10 protein-coding genes and 2 pseudogenes are annotated in these 21,905 nt (G+C 72.6%); 3 read left to right on the top strand and 9 right to left on the bottom strand.

Features of this window, described 5'->3' with window-relative positions; translation table 11 throughout:
- Position 1 precedes the first annotated feature (1 nt).
- The 7 genes from cysD to AB0E24_RS11405 form a co-directional block, all read right to left on the bottom strand.
- Positions 2-940, bottom strand: a complete 939-nt coding sequence (gene cysD, locus AB0E24_RS11435; protein ID WP_069867126.1) for a sulfate adenylyltransferase subunit CysD — start codon at positions 938-940, stop codon at positions 2-4.
- Positions 941-1,079: 139 nt separating this feature from the next.
- Positions 1,080-1,670, bottom strand: a complete 591-nt coding sequence (gene cysC / locus AB0E24_RS11430; RefSeq protein ID WP_173963191.1) for an adenylyl-sulfate kinase — start codon at positions 1,668-1,670, stop codon at positions 1,080-1,082.
- Positions 1,652-2,353 carry a phosphoadenylyl-sulfate reductase gene (locus AB0E24_RS11425; protein WP_069867125.1) on the bottom strand — a complete coding sequence of 234 codons (702 nt, stop codon included), beginning with the start codon at positions 2,351-2,353 and terminating at the stop codon, positions 1,652-1,654. The genes cysC and AB0E24_RS11425 overlap by 19 nt, the downstream gene beginning before the upstream one ends.
- Positions 2,350-2,535 (bottom strand): hypothetical protein, encoded by a 186-nt coding sequence (locus AB0E24_RS11420; RefSeq protein WP_069867124.1) that lies wholly within the window; start codon positions 2,533-2,535, stop codon positions 2,350-2,352. Before AB0E24_RS11420 ends, AB0E24_RS11425 begins: the two co-directional genes overlap by 4 nt.
- 34 nt (positions 2,536-2,569) lie before the next feature.
- The gene (locus AB0E24_RS11415) at positions 2,570-4,264 is read right to left on the bottom strand and encodes a nitrite/sulfite reductase (RefSeq protein WP_079259338.1); all 1,695 of its coding nucleotides are present in this window, start codon (positions 4,262-4,264) and stop codon (positions 2,570-2,572) included.
- Positions 4,265-4,483: 219 nt separating this feature from the next.
- Positions 4,484-4,567 (bottom strand): putative leader peptide, encoded by an 84-nt coding sequence (locus AB0E24_RS11410; RefSeq protein WP_309471194.1) that lies wholly within the window; start codon positions 4,565-4,567, stop codon positions 4,484-4,486.
- A gap of 92 nt (positions 4,568-4,659) precedes the next feature.
- A complete protein-coding gene (locus AB0E24_RS11405) occupies positions 4,660-5,193 on the bottom strand; it encodes a GNAT family N-acetyltransferase (RefSeq protein ID WP_359376245.1) in 534 nt (177 codons plus the stop codon).
- Positions 5,194-5,303: 110 nt separating this feature from the next.
- On the opposite strand from AB0E24_RS11405, the gene AB0E24_RS11400 reads away from it, so the two are divergent.
- The 3 genes and pseudogenes from AB0E24_RS11400 to AB0E24_RS11390 form a co-directional block, all read left to right on the top strand.
- Positions 5,304-6,509, top strand: coding sequence for a helix-turn-helix domain-containing protein (locus AB0E24_RS11400; RefSeq protein WP_359376243.1), 1,206 nt, complete (start codon positions 5,304-5,306; stop codon positions 6,507-6,509).
- 240 nt (positions 6,510-6,749) lie between these two features.
- Positions 6,750-7,304: a hypothetical protein gene (locus AB0E24_RS11395; protein WP_069867121.1), complete on the top strand. Its 555-nt coding sequence runs from the start codon at positions 6,750-6,752 to the stop codon at positions 7,302-7,304.
- Between the two features lie 243 nt (positions 7,305-7,547).
- A pseudogene (locus AB0E24_RS11390) lies at positions 7,548-8,636 on the top strand (YihY/virulence factor BrkB family protein); the annotation flags it as partial.
- A 429-nt stretch (positions 8,637-9,065) separates the two neighbouring features.
- Here AB0E24_RS11390 and AB0E24_RS11385 read toward each other — a convergent pair.
- On the bottom strand, positions 9,066-10,256 hold the full coding sequence (locus AB0E24_RS11385; protein WP_435865266.1) for a cytochrome P450 family protein: 1,191 nt from the start codon (positions 10,254-10,256) through the stop codon (positions 9,066-9,068).
- A gap of 230 nt (positions 10,257-10,486) precedes the next feature.
- Positions 10,487-21,889: pseudogene (locus AB0E24_RS11380) on the bottom strand (SDR family NAD(P)-dependent oxidoreductase); the annotation flags it as partial.
- Between the last annotated feature and the right edge of the window lie 16 nt (positions 21,890-21,905).

Genomic DNA, 21,905 nt, shown 5'->3' with positions numbered 1-21,905 from the left:
GTTAGAAGTACCCCTCGCGCTTGCGGTCCTCCATCGCGGCCTCCGACAGCTTGTCGTCGGCGCGGGTCGCCCCCCGCTCGGTCAGCCGCGAGGCGGCTATCTCATCGATGACCTGCTCGATGGTCACCGCGTCGGACTCGACGGCGCCGGTGCAGGACATGTCGCCCACCGTGCGGTAGCGCACCATGCGCCGCTCCACGGTCTCGTCGTCTTTCGGACCGCCCCACTCACCGGGCGCCAGCCACATACCACCGCGGCGGAAGACCTCGCGCTCATGCGCGTAGTAGATCTCCGGCAGGTCGATCTTCTCCCGGGCGATGTACTGCCATACGTCCAGCTCGGTCCAGTTGGAGAGCGGGAAGACCCGGACGTGCTCACCGGGGGAGTGGCGGCCGTTGTAGAGCTGCCACAGCTCGGGGCGCTGCCGTCGCGGATCCCAGCCGCCGAACTCGTCCCGCAGGGAGAACACCCGCTCCTTGGCGCGGGCCTTCTCCTCGTCCCGGCGGCCACCGCCGAAGACCGCGTCGAAGCGGTTCTTGTCGATGGCGTCCAGCAGCGGCACGGTCTGGAGCGGATTGCGGGTGCCGTCCGGGCGCTCGCGCAGCCGGCCGTCGTCGATGAACTCCTGCACCGAGGCCACATGCAGCCGCAGCCCATGGCGGGCGACGGTGTTGTCCCGGTAGGTGAGGACCTCGGGAAAGTTATGGCCCGTGTCCACGTGCAGCAGTGCGAACGGGACCGGCGCCGGGGCGAACGCCTTGAGCGCGAGATGCAGCATGACGATGGAGTCCTTGCCGCCGGAGAACAGGATTACCGGCCGCTCGAACTCACCCGCCACCTCGCGGAAGATGTGCACCGCCTCGGACTCCAACGCGTCCAGGTGCGCGAGCGCGTACAGGCCCGCGCCCTCGCCCGCGTTGATCGCCGTCACGGTTGTCATGCCGCGCCCCTTTCGTTCGCTCGGCTGCGGTAGTAGCTTCCCGTCCTGTCGGCGGCCTCGCCGTGGGCACCGCCGGGCACTCGGCCCCCGGGTGCGGGGAGCGCCATGGCCCGCGATGCGGCGGCCGCGCGTACATGACTCACAGCAGTCCCCTTTCACTCAACAGCAACCGCACCTCGGCGGCCGACTCCTGCACGCTGTTCCTGTGGGTTTCGATGCGCAGATCCGGGTCGGCAGGGGCCTCGTAGGGGTCGTCAACACCGGTCAGACCCGAAATCTCGCCCGCGGCCTGCTTCGCGTACAGCCCCTTGACGTCCCGCTCCGAGCACACGTCGACGGGGGTGGCGACATGCACCTCCAGATACGCGGTGCCCTCCCGCTGGTGGCGCTTGCGCACCGCCTCGCGGCTGTCCTCGTAGGGGGCGATGACCGGCACCAGCACCGTGACCCCGTGGGAGGCCAGCACCTCGGCCACGAAGCCGATCCGCTGGACGTTGGTGTGCCGGTCCTCGCGGGAGAAGCCAAGCCCCGCGGAGAGGAACTCACGGATCTCGTCCCCGTCGAGCACCTCCACCCGTCGGCCCTCGCCGCGCAGCCGCTCGGCCAGCGCATAGGCGATCGTGGTCTTTCCCGCGCTCGGCAGCCCGGTCAGCCACACCGTGGCACCGGTGGTCGTGGGGGCGCTCATCTCGTTCTCCTGGTCGACAGCCATCAGCCGTGCAGCCCGCATTCGGTCTTGTTGCTCCCCGCCCAGCGGCCGGACCGTATGTCCTCGCCTTCCAGTACCCGACGGGTGCAGGGCGCGCAGCCTATCGACGGATAGCCGTCCATCAGCAGGGGGTTGGTCAGCACGCCGTGCTCGGCGACATAGGCTTCGACATCCGCCTGGGTCCAGCGGGCGATCGGGGAGATCTTCACCTTACGGCGCCGGGCGTCCCAGCCAACGACCGGGGTATCGGCGCGAGTTGGCGATTCGTCCCGACGCAGTCCGGTGGCCCAGGCGTCATACTCCCGCAACCCCTCCTCGAGCGGCCGCACCTTGCGCAGGGCGCAGCACAGATCGGGGTCGCGGTCATGCAGTTTGGGACCGTACTCGGCGTCCTGCTCGGCGACCGTCTGGCGCGGGGTCAGGGTGATGACATTGACGTCCATCACGGCGGCCACCGCGTCACGGGTGCCGATGGTCTCCGGGAAGTGGTAGCCGGTGTCGAGGAAGACCACATCGACACCGGGGAAGGCGCGGGAGGCCAGGTGCGCCACCACCGCGTCCTCCATCGAGGAGGTGACGCAGAAGCGCGATCCGAATGTGTCCGCCGCCCAGCGCAGGATCTCCAGCGCCGGGGCGTCCTCGAGTTCATGGCCCGCCTTTTCGGCGAGCCCTTCGAGATCGGTGTCCTCAAGCCGTGTCGTCATATCGCCGTGCCCCCTTCATCGACCGAGTCGTGCCGCAGGCCCTTGGCCAGCAGCCCGAGGAACGACAGGCGGAACGCGCGATTGCAGGACGCGCATTCCCACGCGCCATGGCCCTCCTCCGAAGGACGCAGATCCTCGTCGCCGCAGTAGGGGCAGTAGAACGGCGCCGCACGCTCGCTCATGTGAAGGCCCCCCTCCGTCTCCCGAAGCGCTCGCTCATGTGAGGGCCTCTTCCTCGGCCCGCGCCGCCCAGGTGGCGAAGCGCTCGCCGTCCTCGCGCTCCTCCTGGAAGCGGCGCAGCAGCCGCTCCACATAGTCGGGGAGCTCGGCGGCGGTGACCTTCAGCCCGCGCACCTTGCGGCCGAAACCGGGCTCGAGGCCCAGGGCGCCGCCCAGGTGCACCTGGTAGCCCTCGACCTGCCGGCCGTTGTCGTCCATGACCAGCTGGCCCTTGAGACCGATGTCCGCGACCTGGATACGGGCGCAGGCGTTCGGGCAGCCGTTGAGGTTGATGGTGATCGGCTCGTCGAACTCGGGCAGCCGGCGCTCCAGTTCGTCGATGAGCGAGGAGCCGCGCCCCTTGGTCTCGACGATCGCCAGCTTGCAGAACTCGATACCGGTGCAGGCCATCGTGCCGCGCCGGAACGGGGACGGCTTGACCTGGAGGTCCAGCGCCTCCAGCCCCGCGACCAGCGACTCCACCTGGTCCTCGGTCACATCGAGCACGATCATCTTCTGCTCGACGGTGGTGGTCAGCCGCCCGGAGCCATGCGCCTCCGCCAGATTGGCGATCTTGGTGAGGGTCGTGCCGTCCACCCGGCCGACACGCGGTGCGAAGCCCACGTAGTAGCGGCCGTCCTGCTGGCGGTGGACACCCACATGGTCCCGCCACCGCTGGACCGGCTGCTCGGGCGCCGGGCCGTCGATCAGCGGGCGCCGAAGGTACTCGTCCTCCAGCACCTGGCGGAACTTCGCCGGGCCCCAGTCGGCGACCAGGAACTTCAGCCGGGCGCGGGTGCGCAGCCGCCGGTAGCCGTAGTCGCGGAAGATGGAGGCGACCCCGGCCCAGACGTCCGGGACCTCCTCCAGCGGGACCCAGGCGCCGAGCCGGACGCCGATCTTGGGGTTGGTGGACAGCCCGCCGCCGACCCACAGATCGAAACCGGGGCCGTGCTCGGGGTGGCGGACGCCGACGAACGCGATGTCGTTGATCTCGTGGACGACATCGAGCACCGGGGATCCGGAGACCGCGGTCTTGAACTTGCGCGGCAGGTTGGAGAACTCCTTGCTGCCGATGTAGCGGCGGTGGATCTCGTCGATGGCGGAGGTGCCGTCGATGATCTCGTCCTCGGCGATCCCGGCCACCGGCGAACCGATGATCACGCGCGGGGTGTCACCGCACGCCTCGGTGGTGGACAGCCCGACGGCCTCCAGCCGACGCCAGATCTCCGGTACGTCCTCGATCCGGATCCAGTGGTACTGGATGTTCTGCCGGTCGGTGATGTCCGCGGTGCCGCGCGCGAACTCCTCCGAGATCTCGCCGACGACCCGCAGTTGCTCGGTGGTCAGCCGGCCGCCGTCCACCCGGACCCGCATCATGAAGTACTCGTCGTCCAGCTCCTCCGGCTCCAGGATCGCGGTCTTGCCGCCGTCGATCCCGGGCTTGCGCTGGGTGTACAGACCCCACCAGCGCATCCGGCCGCGCAGATCGGCGCCGTCGATGGAGTCGAAGCCGCGATGGGCGTAGATCGTCTCAATGCGTGTCCGCACATTGAGACCGTCATCGTCCTTCTTGGTCTGCTCATTGCCGTTGAGAGGGGTGAAGTGCCCCGCGGCCCACTGGCCTTCGCCGCGGTGGCGTCCGGCCTTGCGGCGGGGCGTTGCGCTTGCGCGTTCCGGGGTGGCAGCCATGGGGTGTATGTCCTTCTGAGCGGCTCTGGTGCGGCGGTTGATAGCTTGCGCACACCGTCTGACCTGCGCATGGGCAGGTGGGCAGAGTTGTGCGGCGGTGACCGGTGCGAAATGCGGCGGGGAGTGTCGAGGCATGCGCGCTCGCCCACGTCGTCGGGGGCGACGGAAGATGTGTTGGTGGTGCTGCCCGGGGCCGTCAGGGCCCTGTCGAGGTGCGGGTCAGCCCGCCGGACAGATCGCGCTGGACATGCGGCCGAGGTCGACGTGGCGTCGACTCACCAAGGCGATTCCAGCTCGAGACATGACGGAAGCGTCGCATGGGGGTCTCTGGCGAGTCCACCTTTATCCACTATGCGGACTGATCTGTCTCGCAGCGCAAGACGCTGTGGTGTTGGTCACCCCTCGTCCGACGTCTTGACGTCAAAGACCCGAAAGCCCCGGCGGCGGTAGTTCCCCAGCGCGTACGGCTCGTCCTTGCTGCATGTGTGCACCCACACCCGCTTGGTCGGCATACGGTCCGGCCAGCGGTCGGCCATGTCCCAGGCGCGGGCGGTCCCCCAGGTCAGCAGATGCCCGCCGATACGGCGGCCCCGGAAGGCGGGCACCAGCCCGAAGTACGCGATCTCCACCACGCCCCCGTCCTGGCCCTCCAGCTCGATATACCCGGCCGGGGTGCCGCGCTCGTACGCCACCCACGTCTCCACACCGGGCCGGTGCAGGTACCCCTCCCACGCCTCCCGTGACCACACCAGCCGGTCGGTCCACTCCACGTCCGAGCCCACCGCCGTATAGAGGAAGTGGCTGAACTCGGGGCTCGGCACCTCGGCCCGGACGATCCTCACCTCCGCCGCGGCGGGCGGCTCCTCCGCCGGGCTCAGATCCGACGGAGCGGTCTGCTCCAGGTGCCAGGTGGTCACGGTGATGCCCATGGTGGACAGATAACCATGGACGCCGTTGACTCGCCTTGACGGGTATCGCTCAAGCGGGGAGGGCGGGGGTCGGGGTGTCCGGGAACGGGGATGGGGACGGGAACCGGGATATGGGCGGGAACCGGGATGTGGAGGAGCTCGCCGAGCTGTTGCGCGAGCTCAAGGGGCGGACGAACCGCAGCTACGCGGCGCTGGCCGCCCGCAGCGGGGTGAGCGGCTCGGCACTGCACCGCTACTGCTCGGGGACGAGCGTGCCCGGCGACTACGAGGTGATCGGGCGGTTCGGCAAGGTGTGCGGGGCCGGCAGCGAGGAGCTGCTGGAGCTGCACCGGCGGTGGGTGCTGGCGGACGCGGAGCGGAAGCGGGCCGTCTCGCGGGCCCCGGCCGCGGTGTCGGCCACCGGGTCCGGTGGGCCCGGCTCGCCTGCCACTCCGGACGTCTCACGGGATGAGACGGAGGGTGGGCCGGATGGCGAGACGGCGGTGGGGACGGGGCCCGATGTGGTGGCGGAGGCAGAGGCAGGGCCCGATGTGGAGGCGGAGCCGGAGGCGGTGCCCGGTGTGGCGGCGGAGCCGGGGCCCTTGCGCTCGGCGCCCGCCCAGGGGCCCGGGGCCGCCGTGCCACCGCCGCACCGTCGGCCGCTGATCGCCGTGCTCGCGCTGGCCGTGGTCGCCGCGGCCGGGGTGGCGGCCGCGCTGTTGGGGAAGGTGTTCACGTCCTCGGGCGGCTCGGGCGGCTCCTCGGACGATCGGCTGCTGCTCTCCTCCCGCTGCCCGGTCGTGGTGAGCATGGGGCAGTCGGACGCGTGTGTGCATGAGCTCCAGTCGCTGCTCGCCCGCGCGGGCGGCAAGCTGGACATCGACGGGGCCTTCGGACCCGTCACCCAGATGCGTGTCGTGGTCTTCCAGCTCCGCAGCGGGCTGACGCCGAACGGATCGGTGGACGAGCGCACCAAACGGGCGCTGTACGAGAACGCGGGGAAGCCGCTCGGCACCTGGACGCCCGAGCGGGTCACCCGGCGTATCCGCGAGGTCTTCACCGAGGACCCCGAGCGCGCGGTCGGCATCGCGGACTGCGCCTCACTGCTCGATCCCCTCTATACCCTGCCCAATTCCAACGCCACCCGGAACTGGGGCGTCTTCCAGCTGTACGACGGCACGCTGCGCAAGCTGGGCGGCACCCGCGAGCAGGCGCTGGACCCGGACTGGAACATCCGGGCGGCCCATCGGCTGTGGGCGCTCACCCATGACTTCAGCGCCTGGCAAGCCTGCGACCGCGCCTACCGCGCCGGTTCGAAGGGGGATAAGGGGAGCTGACCACCACCCCCGCGCACCGCCCAGCATCCCACCTGGCGTCCCAGCGCCCGCCGTCCGCGCAGCTCAAAGGCGGTTTCCGATCCCGCTGTCCCGATTTCCCCGGTGGGTCGCCCGCCCGGCACGGAGGGCTGGGATCGTGCTGCCGCCGTCCTCGACGGTCCACCGATCCGCAGACGGACGGTCCACCGATCCGCAGACGGACGGTCCACCGATCCGCAGACGAAGGAGACGAAGACGACCATGGCTGTGACCAGCACCCGGATCAGACTCGGCGCCCTGCTGGGCGGCGCGGTCCTCGCGACCACCGGCGTTCTCACCGCCCAGAGCGCGGCGGCCGCCCCCAGCGCCCCCACGGCCGCCGAGGCCCCTTCCGCCGCCGCGGTGACCAAGCTCAGCCACTCCGACGCGGCGAACCGGCTGCGCGGCGCCGGGGTCTCCTGGACCTCCAGCGGGGGCTGCTCGGACCGCAACACCCCCACCTGTACGTCGTTCGAGCAGATCAACCTGACCACCGTGCAGGGTGCCATCACCCTGAAGGGGGCCACCGGCTGCGCGCTCACCATCACCGGCGGTACGGAGACCGGGCACGCCTCCGGTACGTACAGCCACTGGAACGGCTACAAGCTGGACTTCAGCCCCACCAGTTGCCTCAGCAACTACATCACCGGCACCTTCACCAACATCGGCCCGCGCCCGGGTGACGGCGCCCAGCAGTACAAGTCCGGCTCGGGCAACGTCTACGCCCGTGAGAGCAACCACTGGGACGTGACCTACTACAACTGCGGAGGCTGCTGACCCACGGCCCCACGGCCCCGCGGCCCCAGCGGCCCCAACGTTCCCGCCGACCGTCCGGACGGCCGCGACGCCACTGCAACGCGGCGCAACCTTTGCGCATGGCTGTATCCGGCACGGACAGTGGGCCCGGCGGGCGGAGGGTGGTGCCGAGTCGGCGCGGCATCCCCTCCGCCAACGCCTTTTGCGGCGATTCGGCCTGGTCACCGGGTGAGCGGCGGTGAAAACCCCCGATACGGTGAGAAGGTGCAGCCAGCAAATGAAACACCGAAGCCGCCCGGCCGGCTCCGCAAAGCCCGCGCCCTGTACCGCAATGTGTCCAAGCGCAGGACGGCCTGGCTGCTGCTCAAGGACACGGTCAATTCCTGTATGGAGTACCGGGTCACCGGGCTCGCCGCCGAAGCGGCCTTCTTCACCCTGCTGTCGCTGCCGCCGCTGCTGCTCGGCCTGATCGGGCTGCTCGGCTACTTCGACGCCTGGACCAGCACGGACACGGTGGCCACCATCCGGCAGAACATCCTCGACGCCTCCGCGACCGTGCTGTCCGACCGGGGCGTCAAGGAGATCGCCCGGCCCCTGCTGGACGACGTCATCAAGGGCGGCCGCCCCGATGTGATCTCGCTGGGCTTCGCCATCGCCCTGTGGTCCGGCTCCCGCGCGGTGAACGTGTTCGTGGACACCATCACGATCATGTACGGACTGGAGGGGCGGCGCGGGATCGTCAGGACCCGGCTGCTGTCCTTCCTGCTCTATCTGGTGGCGCTCCTGGTCGGGGCGGTGGCGCTGCCGCTGATGGTGGTCGGTCCGGAGGCCGTGGTGGGCCTGCTGCCGTCCAGCGGCGACCTCGTACGGGTGCTGTACTGGCCCGTGGTGATCGTGCTGTCCATCGCCTTCCTCACCACGCTCTACCACGTGTCCGTGCCGGTGCGCTCGCCGTGGCGGGAGGACATCCCCGGGGCGCTGGTGGCCCTCGCCATATGGGTGCTGGGCAGCTTTCTGCTCCGGATCTACCTGGTCCATACGGTCGAGGGGCCGACGATCTACGGCTCGCTTGCCGCGCCCGTCGCGGTGCTGCTGTGGATCGGCGTGTCCGCCTTCGCGGTGCTGGTCGGGGCTGCGGTCAACGCGGCGATCGACCGGGTCTGGCCCTCGGTGGCCACGGCCGCCGGGCGTGCGGAGCGCGCCGCCCTCGCCCGGGAGGAGGCGGCCCGGCTGCGGGCGAGGGAGCAGCGCACGGCGGACGACGGCGCGGCGGAGATCACCCCGCCGTCGGAGTTCCCCGAGCGCTGGGCCCAGTTCCTGCCGCACGGGGACATACGCTCCCGGCTGCACGCGAGGCGCGAGGCCGGGGAGAAGGCCGCCGGGAAGCCCACGGGGAAGCAGGGGAAGCCCGGGAAGCCGGGGGAGCAGGGGGATTCCGCGAAGCAGGGGGAGCGGTCGGCGGACGGGGGCCAGGGGAGGCCCCCGGGGACGTCGGCAGGGAACTCCGCTGGTCAGCCCGCGGGGAACTCCGGGAATGCCCAGCCCCCGGGGCAGGCGCGGCCCTCGGGGAAGGGTGCCGGGGAGCCCCGGACGCCCCGGCAGGGGCCGAGGCGTCCGGAGGTACGGTCCGCGGCGGACGGCGCGAGCGGCACCACGGACAGCACCGCCATCGACGACACCGCCACCGGGGCCACCGCCGCCGACGACACCGCGGCCCCGGACGATCCCGCCGTCAGGGACGACACCGCGGCGGACGACGACCACCGGGTGCGCTGACGCGCCCTACCCCGCCGGGGCGAACCGCACCGGCAGCCGCAGCAGGCCGCGCATCATGCTGGGGCGCCAGACCAGGGTGTCCGGATCGGTGTCCAGGGCCAGGTCCGGGCACCGCTCGAGCAGGGCCCGCAGCGCGATGGTGGCCTCCAGCCGGGCCAGCGGCGCGCCCAGACAGTGATGGACACCGTGGCTGAAGCCCAGGTGGCCCCGGGCGTCCCGGTGGATATCGAAGCGGTCGGGGTCGGTGAAGCGCTTCGGGTCGCGGTTGGCCGAGCCGAGCAGCACCAGCACGGGCTCACCGGCGGGGATCTTGGTGCCTGCGATCTCCATGGGTTCGGTGGTGAAGCGGTGCGCCGTGGACTGCGACGGGCCGTCGTAACGCAGCATCTCCTCGACGGCGCCGTCCAGCAGCGTCTGGTCGGCCCGGAGCGCGGCCAGCTGCTCGGGGGCGCGCAGCAGCGCACAGGTGCCGTTGGAGAGCAGGTTGACGGTTGTCTCATGCCCGGCGACCAGCAGCAGGAAGGCCATGCCGAGCATCTCCTCGGACGAGAGCCGGTCGCCGTCCTCGTCCATGGTGCGCACCAGGGCGGACAGCAGATCGTCGCCCTCCGCCTCCCGCTTGGCCTCGATGAGCCGGGCCAGATAGCCGGTCATGGCGGCCACGGCGGCGCCCGCGGCCTCCGGGCCGCTGGGGAAGACGATCTCGCTGGACCAGCCGCGGAAGTCGGCCCGGTCGGTCGCCGGAACGCCGAGCAGTTCGCAGATCACCGCCATTGGCAGCGGCATCGCGAACGACTCCACGAGATCGGCCCGGCCGAGCGGCAGCATGGCGTCCAGCAGCTCATCCGCGATCTGCCGGATGCGCGGCCGCAGCGCCTCGATGCGGCGGGCGGTGAACTCGCGCGCCACCAGCTTCCGCAGCCGGGTGTGGTCCGGCGGATCGGTCTGGAGCATGTTCAGGCCGATGGCATTGCCCCCGTCGTCCTTCCAGGACGAGGAGTGGCGGATGTCATTGCTCAGCCGGGGGTCGGTCAGCGCGGCGCGCGCCTCCTCATGGCCGACGATCAGCCAGACGTCGTCCGCGCCGTGGCTGGGCACCCGGTGCACGGGGCCCTGCTCCCGCAGCAGGGCGTAAAGCTGGTACGGGTCGGCGACGATGTCCGTACCGGGCGGGACGAGTCTTTCGAAGGCGGGCAGGGTCACGGCGTAGGTCCCTTCGTCGTCGGGTTTACGGGGTGTCCGGCGGGCTGTTCCCTCCCCGCCCCTCCCCGCGGCACCTATATGCGGTTCCGCCGCGTGGCAGGGGCTTCGCCCCTGGACCCCCGGGGTCTGGGGCGGAGCCCCAGTTGTGGGAAGGGGCGGGGCGGGGAACAGCCCGCCGCGGACGTGGTCGGTCACAGACCGCGTTCGGCGAGCCAGCCCTCGATGGCCTCGCTGGTCCGGGGGAGGTGGTGCTCCATGATCGTGAAGTGGTCTCCCGGGGTGGCCTTCGCGGTGTGCGGGAAGGGCCAGGACGCGCGCCACGCGTCGCCCTCGAACCCCTCGTCCTGGTGGGGCATGGGTTCTGCCGCGCTCAGGAAGAACGTCGGGCTCTCGACGGGCCGTAGCACGCACTCCTCCATCAGCAGGGCGTTGTAGCGCCCGCTCGCCGAGAGCTTCGCGCCGGTCAGCGCGAAGTCGCCCAACAGCTGCTCCCGGGAGTCCAGGCCCTCGTTCAGCGCGATATGGGTCTTCTCGGAGAACTGGTGGGCGGCCTCGAAGGTGTCGAGCAGCACGACCGCGCCGGGCGGCAGCCCCGCCCGCTCGGCGCGCTCCGCCAGGGCGTAGGCGAGCAGCCCGCCCATGGAGTGGCCGACCAGGACATAGCGCTCGGTGCCGATGGCCGCGCGCAGCTGGTGGAGGTGCAGCTCGATCAGGGCGTCGAAGCTGTCGGCCACCAACTCGCCTTCGAGATAACCGGGGTTGACCAGCGAGAGGACATCCCGCCTGCCCTCGAACATCTGCGCCATCATCCCGTACTGGATCGGCCCGGCGGTGGCGGTGATGGCGGGCAGACACACCAGCGTCGCCCGGGTGCCGTCGCCACCGGCCATCTTCACCGGCTGGAGGACGTGCCCAGCGGCGTCCTCGGCGGTGAAGGACGGCCGGAGCCGGCCCGCGGCCTGGATGAGCGCCATGCCCACCGACTGGGCCCGACCGCTGGCGTACGCCTGGTGGTAGAGGGTGGTGAGGCTGTCGTACGGGTCCGACGCCGGGGCCGCGGTGGCCTTCGCCAGCTCCAGCTCGACCGCGGACGGGGGTGCGGAGGCGTCGGGCGCGGTGTCCGGGGCCGTATCCGGGGAGGGCCCCGGGGCGGTCTCCGGGGTGGACCGCTCCGGCGCGGCTCGCTCCAAGGGCGCGGTGTCCTCCGCCGCGGGGGCGCTCGGCCGGGTGGCGGCCCGGCTGTCCAGCAGGGTGGCCAGATGCCCGGCGAGCCGGTCCACCGTCGAGTGCTCGAACGTCGCCGTGGCCGACAGCCGCAGCCCGAGCAGCGTGGCGAGCCGGTCGCGCAGATCGATCCCGCGCACCGAGTCCATGCCGAGCGCCAGGAACTCGGTGTCCGGGCCGAGGTCCGCGCCCGCCTCATGGTGGAGCACCGCGCGCAGCTGCTCCCGGACGAGGTCCGCCAGCAGCCGCTCCCGCTCCATGGGCGCGGCGTCCAGGACGCGTTGGGCGGCGGCGGTGTCCTGCGGCCGGGGGCGCGGCCGCCCGCGTCGTACGGGGCGGGCCACACGCTCCTCCGCGGCCGTCTGAAGCCGGTCTACGGACACCGGCCGCAGCGTCAACTCTTCGATATGCGCAAGCGGTTGGCCGTCAACGCCCGCGAGATGGACGTCGATGGCATCCGGGCCGACGGCGGACAGCCGCACCCGCACGGTGGCGGGCGAGGTGGCGGATGGAGTGGCTCCCGGGGTGACTCCCGGGGTGGAGTGCAGCCGGAGACCACTCCAGGAGAACGGCATCCGGATCCGCCCGCCCGCCGACTCCGCCGGGTCGAAGAACCCGCCGAGGCCGACCGCGTGCAGGGCGGCGTCGAGCAGCGCGGGATGCAGCGCGAAACCGTCCACCGGGCCGCTACCGGTCCCTTCGGGCCGCTCGTCCAGGGCCACTTCCGCGAAGACGTGCCCGTCGCGTCGCCACGCCGACCGCAGCCCCCGGAAGGCCGGGCCGTAGTCGAAGCCGTCGGCCGCCAGCCGGTCGTAGTGGCCCGTCAGGTCGACGGCGCGGGCACCGGGCGGCGGCCAGGCGGCCGCCAGCTCCGCGAACGCGGCCGCGCCGGAGCCGTGCTCGCCATTCACCGGGACACCCGCCGGGCCGCCGTCCGAGCCCACCGGATCCGGTGCCACGAGCGCCCGCACGTGGCAGGTCCAGCCCGTCGCCGTGTCCCCGGCCGCCGGCTCGGGGCGGGAGTGCGCGGTGAGCTCCCGGCGGCCCTCCGCATCGGGCCCGCCCACCTGGATCTGGAGCTGCGCCGCGTCGGTGGCGGACAGGAACAGCGGCTCCTGGAGGGTGAGTTCGGGCAGATACGGGCAGCCGACGGCACGGCCCGCGTACAGCGCCCAGTCGAGGAACACACTGCCGGGCAGCACCACACCGCCCAGCACCGCATGGTCGGCGAGCCAGCGGTGAGTGGTCTGCGAAAGCCGCGCCGTGAACAGCACCGTGTCGCCACCGGCCGGGGCCACCGCCCCCGCGAGCAGCGGATGGTCCACCGCCGTGAGCCCGGCGCCGCCCGCGTCCCCGGTGTGCTCGGGCGCGTCCAGCCAGTACCGCCGCGCGCGGAAGGCGTACGTCGGCAGATCCACCGGCCGCCCGCCCTCCAACGCGGTCGACCACTCCACCGCGCCCCCGGCCACGAACAGTTCGGCCAGCGCGGTGAGCAGCCGCTCCCGGCCGCCCTCGTCCCGGCGCAGCGTGCCCACCGCGACGGCGTCGCGGGCCGCCGAGGTGTTCCGCGGTGTCCGCTCGACCGTCTGCTCGATCCCCGGGATCAGCACGGGGTGCGGGCTCACCTCGATGAACACCGTGTGCCCGGCGTCGGCCAGGGCACGTGTCGCCTGCTCGAACCGCACGGTCTCACGGAGGTTCCGGTACCAGTACTCGGCGTCCGTGCTCGCGCCGTCGAGGAGGGCGCCGGTCACCGTCGAGTACATCGGCAGCCCGCCGGGGCGGGGCGCGATGGGCGCGGCCAGTTCGAGCAGCCGTGCACGGATCCGTTCGACCTGCGGAGTGTGCGAGGCGTAGTCCACCGGGACCCGGCGCGCCCGTACGCCGTCCCGTTCACACGCCGCCATCAGCTCGTCCAGCGCCGCCGCGTCCCCGGCGACCACGGTCGAGGCGGACCCGTTCACGGTGGCCACGCAGAGCCGCTCGCCCCAGGGCGCCACCAGGCTCTCCGCCTCGTCCACCGGCCGGGGCAGCGAGACCATGCCGCCCCGCCCGGCCAGTTCGCCGCCGATGAGGCGGCTGCGCAGGGCGACGAGACGGGCGGCGTCCTCCAGCGAGAGCACCCCCGCGACACACGCCGCCGCCAGTTCGCCCTGCGAATGCCCCACCACGGCGGCGGGTTCGACACCATGGGACCGCCACACCCGGGCCAGGGACACCATGACCGCCCAGAGCACCGGCTGCACCACATCGACCCGGTCCAGCGACGGCGCGCCCGGACGTCCGCGCACCACATCGAGCGGCGACCACTCGACATACGGGGCCAGCGCTTCGGCGCAGGCGGCGAAGGACTCGGCGAACACCGGTGAGGCGTCGAGGAGTTCGGCCGCCATCCCGGCCCACTGCGAGCCCTGTCCTGGGAAGACGAACACCGGCCCCGACCGGTCGGCGGACACGCCCCGCACCACACCGGTGGCAGGTTCGCCACGGCCGAGTGCCGCCAGCCGGTCCAGGAAGTCCTCCCGGGTGCGGCCGATCACCACGGCGCGATGGCCGAAGACGGCCCGGGACAGCAGCGAGCGGGCCACATCGACGGGCGCCAGGTCCGGGTCGGCGGCCAGCCGCTCCAGCAGCCGTCGAGCCTGGTCGCGCAGGCTGTCGGCGGTCTTCGCCGAGAGCGTCCACGGCACCGTCACCGCCACCGGCGTCGGTTCGTCGGGAGTGCCGTTGTCCGGTGCCTCCTCCAGGATCACATGGGCGTTGGTGCCGCTGATGCCGAACGACGACACCGCACCGCGGCGCGGCCCACCGGCCGTGGGCCAGGGCTCGCTCTCGGCGGCCAGCCGTAGCGCCCCGGCCGTCCAGTCCACCTGCTCGGTGGGGTGTTCGGTGTGCAGGGTGCGGGGCACGACGCCGTGGCGCAGGGCCAGCACCATCTTGATGACGCCCGCGACCCCGGCGGCGGCCTGGGTGTGGCCGATGTTGGACTTCACCGAGCCCAGCACCACCGGCCGGTCGGCGGGCCGGTCCCGGCCGTACGTGGCGAGCAGGGCCTGCGCCTCGATCGGGTCGCCCAGCGGTGTCCCGGTGCCGTGTGCCTCGACCACGTCCACATCGGCCGCCGTGAGGCCCGCGTTGCTCAACGCCTGCCGGATGACGCGCTGTTGGGCGGGGCCGCTGGGCGCGGTGAGGCCGTTGGACGCGCCGTCCTGGTTGAGCGCGGAGCCCCGGAGCAGTGCCAGCACCCGGTGGCCGTGGCGGCGGGCGTCGGACAGCCGCTCGACCACCAGCATGCCGACGCCCTCGGCGAAGCCCATCCCGTCGGCCTCGGCGGCGAACGCCTTGGAGCGGCCGTCGGGGGCGAGCCCGCCGACCCTGCTGAACTCGACGATCGGCCGCGGGGTCGACATGACCGTCACGCCACCGGCCACCGCGAGGCTGCATTCGCCCTGCCGGACCGCCCGCGCGGCCAGGTGCAGCGCCACCAGGGACGAGGAGCACGCGGTGTCCACGGTGATGGCCGGGCCTTCGAGCCCGAGGGCGTAGGCGACCCGGCCGGTGGCCACGCTGCCCGCGCTGCCGTTGCCGAGATAGCCCTCGAAGCCGTCGGCCAGCTGCTCGGGGAAGCGGGTGGCGTAGTCGTGGTAGATCAGCCCGGCGAAGATCCCGGTCGGGGTGGTACGCAGCGCGGTCGGGTCGATGCCCGCGTGTTCGAACGCCTCCCATGTGGTCTCCAGCAGCAGCCGCTGCTGCGGGTCCGTGGCCAGCGCCTCTCGGGGCGAGATACCGAAGAACTCGGCGTCGAAGTCGGCCGCGTCGTACAGAAAACCACCGGCCGGTGTGTAGTCCCCGGAGCCGCCGGAGCCGCCGGAGCCGCCGGAGCCGCCGGAGCCGCCGGAGCCGTCGGAGCCGCCGGGGCGGCCCAGCTCGGCGTGCCAGCCGCGGTCGTCGGGGAAGGGCCCGATGGCGTCCCGCCCCTCGGCGAGCAGCCGCCACAGCTCCTCGGGCGAGCGCACCCCGCCGGGGAAACGGCAGCTCATCCCGACGATCGCGATCGGGTCGTCGTCATGGGCGGCAGTGGCCACGCGGTCCGGGACGGCGGGTCGGGCCGCGGTGGCCTCTCCGTCCGGTACGAGCAGTCGCAGCAACTCGGCCACCAGCGCGGCCACGGTCGGATGGTCGAAGACGGTGGTCACCGGAAGCCGCAGCCCGGTGGCCGTGCCGAGCCGGTTGCGCAGCTCCACGGCCGTCAGCGAGTCGAAGCCCAGGTCCCGGAAGGAGCGGTCCCCGGCCACCGGGTCGCCGTCCGCGTGCCCCAGCACCACGGCGGCCTGGGTCCGTACGAGGTCGCTCAGCGTGCGCTCGCGGTCCGCCGGGGGCAGCGTGGCCAGCCGATCCCGCAGACCGCCCCCGCCCGTGGCGGTGTTGGCGGCGGCGCGCCGGACCGTCGTACGGACCAGCCCGCGCAGCAGTGGCGCGGGCTCGCCGTGGCGGCGCAGGGCTGCCATATCCAGCCGTACCGGGACGCTGAGCGCGCGGGGCGCCCGTATGGCCGCGTCGAAGAGCGCGAGGCCCTGCTCGGCCGTGAGCGGCCGCACACCGAGACGGCGCATCCGGTCGAGGTCGATGGCGCCCAGGCCACCGGTCATCCCGCCGCGTTCGCCCCACAGCCCCCAGGCGAGCGCGTGTGCGGGCAGGCCCTGGTCACGGCGGTGTCGGGCGAGGGCGTCCAGAAACGCGTTGGCGGCCGCGTAGTTGCCCTGGCCGGCGGAGCCCAGCACCCCGGCGGCGGACGAGAAGAGAACGAACAGCGCCAGATCCCGGTCCCAGGTCAGCTCATGCAGATACCAGGCCGCGTCCGCCTTGGGGCGCAGCACGGTGTTCAGCCGCTCGGGGGTCAGCGCGGAGACCACCCCGTCGTCCAGCGCCCCGGCCGCGTGCACCACACCGCGCAGCCGCGGCAGGCCGTCCAGCAGCGTGGCCAGCGCCGCACGGTCGGACACATCACATGCCACCACCCGGGCCGTGGCGCCCAACTCGGCCAGCTCGGCGATGAGTTCGGGCGCACCGGGAGCGTCCGGACCCCGGCGGCCGGCGAGGACGAGATCGGTGACGCCATGGCCGATGACCAGACGCCGCGCCACCGCCGAGCCGATGACCCCCGTACCACCGGTGATCAGCACGGTGCCGTCGATCGTCTCCCGGGGAGGGGTGAGCACCACCTTTCCGGTGTGGCGCGCCTGGCCGATGTGGCGGAACGCCTCCCGCGCCCGACGGGTGTCCCACGCCGTCACCGGCAGCGGCGACAGCACACCCGCCTCGAACAGCTCGGCGAGATGGGCCAGCATCGCACCCAGCCGCTCCGCCCCGGCCTCGCCGAGGTCGAACGCCCGATAGTCCACGCCCGGCCACCCCGCCGCCACCTCATCGGCGTCCCGCACATCCGTCTTGCCCATCTCGATGAACCGGCCGCCGCGCGGCAGTAGCGCCAGCGATGCGTCCACGAACTCCCCGGCCAGACAGTTCAGAACCACATCGACGCCCCGGCCATCGGTCGCCGTCAGGAAGCGGTCGGCGAACTCCAGGGTGCGTGACGACGCCACCCGCCCGGCCGGAATCCCCATGCCGTGCACCACGGGCCACTTCGGCTCGCTGGCCGTCGCGTACACCTCGACCCCGAGATGGCGCGCCAGCCGCACCGCCGCCATCCCCACACCACCCGCGGCGGCGTGCACCAGCAGCGACTCGCTCGCGCGCACCCGGGCCAGCTCCACCAGGGCGTAGTACGCGGTCAGAAACGCGGCGGGCACCGACGCCGCCTGCGAATACGTCCAGCCGCCGGGCATCCGTACGACCATCCGGGCATCGGCCACCGCCACGGGGCCGGCATACGCGCCCGACACCAGCCCCATCACCCGGTCGCCCACCGCGAGGCCGTCGACACCGGGGCCGACCTCCAGCACCACACCGGCGCCCTCGGCCGCGAAGAGCCCCTCACCGCCGGGCACCACGCCCAACGAGGCGAGCACATCACGGAAGTTGACGCCCGTGGCACGTACCGCGATCCGCACCTGGCCCGGGGCCAGGGGCCCCTCGACAGCCGGGGCGGGCACCAGCCGCAGCCCCTCCACGGTGCCCCCGGTGTCCAGGTCCAGACTCCAGGCCCGGGTCCCCTCGGGGACGGCCAGCACCCCGGCGTCCGACGGCGCGACCCGGCCCAGCCGTGGCACGGACACCGCTCCGGCGCGCACCACGAGTTCGGGCTCACCGGTGGCGAGAGCGGCGGGCAGCGTCGCGGCGGACTCGGGCGCACCGTCCAGATCCACCTGCGCGAACCGGCCCGGGTGCTCCGAACACACCGAACGCCACAGCCCCCGCACCCCGGCCGACACCAGATCCGCCCGCTCACCGGGAAACGCCGCCACCGCGCCGTGCGTCACCAACGCCAGCCGGACGGCGTCGAGTTCGGGATGGTTCAGCCACTCCCGCACCGTCCCCAGCACGGCCGCCAGCCGCTCCCGGCTCGCGGCGGGCACATCGGTGACGCCGTCCGGCGCCGGGGGAGCGGGCAGTACGACCAGCGGTGGGAGCGGTGCGCCCGAGCGCACGGCGGCGAGGAGCGCGGCCACGTCCGGATGGACAGGGGCATCCACACCGGGCAGGGCGGCGCCGAGCACCGCCGTGTCCTCGGTGGCCTCGGAAGGGCGGAGGTTCAGCGGTGTCCACACGACCTCGAAGAGGCCGTCCGGGACGGCCCCGGCGGCCGCCGTCAGCGCGCCGGCCGCCAGGGGACGTGAGACCACCTCATCGACGGTGAGGATCGGCAGACCGGCGAGGTCCGTCATCCGCAGCGAGATTCCACCCGGCCCCGCTGGGCCAGTTGGCGACGTCGGCGACGTTCGGACCCGGGCGACGGTCGCGCCCGTGGCATGCAGCCGTGCCCCGGAGAACGACAGCGGCATCATCCGCTCCGAATCGCCGTCCAGCAGCGCCACCAGCCGCGTCTGAAGCGCCGCGTCCACCAGCGCCGGATGCACACCGAACCGCCCCGCGTCACCGGCGGCCGACTCCGGCAGCCGCACCTCGGCGAACATCTCCTCGCCCCGGCGCCACACCGCGCGCACGCCCCGGAACACCGGGCCGTAGCCATAGCCGTGGTCCGCCAGCCGCTCGTAGAACGCGTCGATGTCCACCGGCACCGCGCCGGTGGGCGGCCACTGGGCCTCCGGCGCGGCGTCCATGAGCTCATCGCCCGGCGCCGCGGACGCCGTCAGCGTTCCCGTGGCATGACACACCCAGTCCGCCGGGTCGTCGTCCCGCTCCGGCCGGTGCGGCCGGGAGTGCAGCCGGACGGCATACGTGCCCCGCTCGTCCGCCGCGTCGATGCCCACCTGGATGTCGAGGGCGGTGTCATCGGACGGCACGGTCAGCGGGGTGTGCAGGACGAGCTCGTCGAGCCGTTCGGCGCCCATGTGCTGCCCGGCCCCCAGTACGAGCTCCAGCAGGGCCGCGCCCGGCACCAGCACCCGGTCCAGGACCGTGTGGTCGGCCAGCCAGGGGTGCGTACGCGTGGAGATCCGGCCGGTGCACACGAACCCGCCGCCCTCGGCCATGCTCACCCCGGCCGCCACCAGCGGATGACCCACCACGGACAGCCCCGCCCCCGCGAGATCCCCGACCCGGTCGGCAGCCGAAAGCCAGTAGTGGCGGCGTTGGAAGGGGTAGGTGGGGAGGTCGGCGGGGGCGGGGGTGTTCGGGGTGAGGAGGGCCGACCAGTCGGGGGTGAGGCCGTGGGTCCAGAGGGTGGCGAGGGAGGTGAGCAGTTGCCGGTTGCCGCCGTGGTCGCGGCGGAGGGTGCCGGTGGCGTGGGCGCCGGTTTCCTCGATGGCGGTGGTGAGGACGGGGTGAGGGCTGGTTTCCAGGAAGAGGGCGTGGCCGTCGGCCTGGAGGGCCTGGAGGGTGTGGTGGAAGCGGACGTGTTCGCGGAGGTTGCGGTACCAGTACTCGGCGTCGAGGGCCTCGCCGTCGATGGGGGCCGCGGTGACGGTGGAGTACAGGGGGATGTCGCCGGCGCGGGGGGTGATGGGTGCGGCGAGTTGGCGGAGCTGTTCCCGGATCCGTTCTACGTGGGGCGTGTGCGATGCGTAGTCGACCGGGATGGTGCGGGGGCGCAGTCCGGCGGTCTCGGCCGCGGCGGTCACCTCGGCGAGCCCGGTGGGGGTTCCGGCGATGACGGTGGTGGTGGGGCCGTTGACGGCGGCGATCCACACCTCGTCGTGGCCGGTGAGCAGCTCGTGTGTCCGCTCGGCTGAGGTGGCGAGGGAGACCATGCCGCCGTGTCCGGCCAGTTCCTCCGCGATGAGGCGGCTGCGCAGGGCGACGAGCTGTGCGCCGTCTTCGAGGGAGAGCACACCGGCTACGCACGCGGCCGCGATCTCGCCCTGTGAGTGGCCGATGACGGCGGCGGGCTCGATGCCGAGCGAACGCCACACCTGGGCGAGGGACACCATCACGGCCCAGAGGGCGGGCTGGACGACATCCACCCTTTCCAGTGCGGTCTCGTCCGAGGTCTCGCGCAGAACGTCCAGGAGGTCCCAGTCGATATGCGGGGCGAGGGTTTGGGCGCATTGGCCGATGGATTCGGCGAATACGGGGGAGGTGGCGAGGAGTTCGGCGGCCATGCCGACCCACTGCGACCCCTGCCCTGGAAAGACGAACACCGCGCCGGAAGGCGGCTCTTCAGGGGCTGTTCCGCTGATCACGTGGGTGGCGGGTTCGCCGGATGCGATGGCGTCCAGCCCGGTCAGGAAGGTGTCGCGGTCGGTGGCGATGACCACCGCTCGGTGTTCGAGTGCGGCCCGGTGCCGTGCGAGCGTCCAGCCGATGTCGGCGAGAGGCTGGTCGCCCGTGGCGGCGTACGTACGCAATTGCGCTGCCTGGGCCCGTAGCGCGGCTTCGGAGCGCGCGGAGATCACCCACGGCAGCACACCCTCCGTGGGTGCGGATTCCTCCGACACGGTCTCAGTCGGTGGTGCCGCTTCGAGGATCACATGGGCGTTCGTGCCGCTGACTCCGAATGAGGACACCGCCGCGCGGCGGGCCCGTTCGGCTTCCGGCCACTGTGCGTTCTCCGTCACCAGCCGCACCGCACCCGAGGCCCAGTCCACATGCGGGGTCGGCTCGTCCACATGCAGGGTGCGCGGCACCATGTCATGGCGCATCGCCATGACCATCTTGATCACACCGGCCACGCCCGCCGCGGCCTGCGTATGGCCGATGTTGGACTTCACCGAGCCCAGCAGCGCGGGGCGGTCGGCGGGCCGGTTCTGGCCGTACGTGGCGAGCAGGGCCTGTGCCTCGATGGGGTCGCCCAGCGCCGTACCGGTCCCGTGTGCCTCGATCGCGTCGACCTCGGACGAGGCCACGCCCGCGTCGGCCAGCGCCTCCCGGATCACCCGTCGCTGGGCGGGGCCGTTGGGCGCGGTGAGGCCGTTGGAGGCGCCGTCCTGGTTGACCGCCGTGCCACGGATCACGCCGAGCACCTGATGGCCGTTGCGGCGGGCGTCGGAGAGCCGTTCCACCAGCAGCAGCCCCACGCCCTCCGCCGCGCCCATGCCGTCCGCGGCGGCGGCGAACGCCTTGCACCGGCCGTCCCCGGCCAGCCCCCGCTGCCTGCTGAACTCGGTGAACAGATCGGGTGTGGACATCACGGCGACACCGCCGACGACCGCCATCCCGCATTCGCCGTTGCGCAGCGCCCGCACCCCCAGATGCAGCGCCACCAGCGAGGACGAACACGCGGTGTCCACGGTGAGGGCCGGGCCGGTCAGCCCGAAGGTGTAGGCGATACGGCCCGAGACCACGCTTCCCGCGACACCGGTCATGGCATGGCCCGCGACCTCCTCCGGGACCGCGGGCAGCCTGCTGCCGTAGTCATGGAAGCTGGCGCCGATGAACACCCCGGTCCGGCTGGAGCGCAGCGACGCCGGATCGATGCCCGAGCGCTCGAACAGCTCCCAGGAGGTCTCCAGCAGCAACCGCTGCTGGGGGTCCATCGCCAGCGCCTCACGTGGTGAGATGCCGAAGAAGTCGGCGTCGAACTCGCCCGCGTCATACAGGAATCCACCCTCGCCGGTGTACGAGGTGCCCGGCCGTTCGCCGTCCGGATCGACCAGCCCCGCCAGATCCCAGCCACGGTCGGCCGGGAACCCGGAAATCGCGTCCCCACCTGCGGCGACAAGCTCCCACAGCGCCTCGGGCGAGGCCACTCCGCCGGGGTAGCGGCAGCTCATCCCGACGATCGCCACCGGCTCGGCGGCCGCCGCCTCCGCGACCCGCAGCCGCGTCCGTGTCTCCTTGAGCTCCGCGGTGACCCGGGTCAGATAGTGGCGGAGCTTGTGCACATCGTCCATGTAGGGG

This window comes from Streptomyces malaysiensis subsp. malaysiensis, from assembly GCF_040653035.1.
In the GTDB taxonomy this organism is placed as follows: Bacteria; Actinomycetota; Actinomycetes; order Streptomycetales; family Streptomycetaceae; genus Streptomyces; species Streptomyces malaysiensis.
This window is presented reverse-complemented; position numbering and strand designations above follow the sequence as displayed.

Bases quoted from the DNA above. Each gene is read 5' to 3' on its own strand.
- cysD (WP_069867126.1), bottom strand. From the start codon at position 940: ATGACAACCGTGACGGCGATCAACGCGGGCGAGGGCGCGGGCCTGTAC.
- cysC (WP_173963191.1), bottom strand. From the start codon at position 1,670: ATGCGGGCTGCACGGCTGATGGCTGTCGACCAGGAGAACGAGATGAGC.
- AB0E24_RS11425 (WP_069867125.1), bottom strand. From the start codon at position 2,353: ATGACGACACGGCTTGAGGACACCGATCTCGAAGGGCTCGCCGAAAAG.
- AB0E24_RS11420 (WP_069867124.1), bottom strand. From the start codon at position 2,535: ATGAGCGAGCGTGCGGCGCCGTTCTACTGCCCCTACTGCGGCGACGAG.
- AB0E24_RS11415 (WP_079259338.1), bottom strand. From the start codon at position 4,264: ATGGCTGCCACCCCGGAACGCGCAAGCGCAACGCCCCGCCGCAAGGCC.
- AB0E24_RS11410 (WP_309471194.1), bottom strand. From the start codon at position 4,567: ATGTCTCGAGCTGGAATCGCCTTGGTGAGTCGACGCCACGTCGACCTC.
- AB0E24_RS11405 (WP_359376245.1), bottom strand. From the start codon at position 5,193: ATGGGCATCACCGTGACCACCTGGCACCTGGAGCAGACCGCTCCGTCG.
- AB0E24_RS11400 (WP_359376243.1), top strand. From the start codon at position 5,304: ATGGGCGGGAACCGGGATGTGGAGGAGCTCGCCGAGCTGTTGCGCGAG.
- AB0E24_RS11395 (WP_069867121.1), top strand. From the start codon at position 6,750: ATGGCTGTGACCAGCACCCGGATCAGACTCGGCGCCCTGCTGGGCGGC.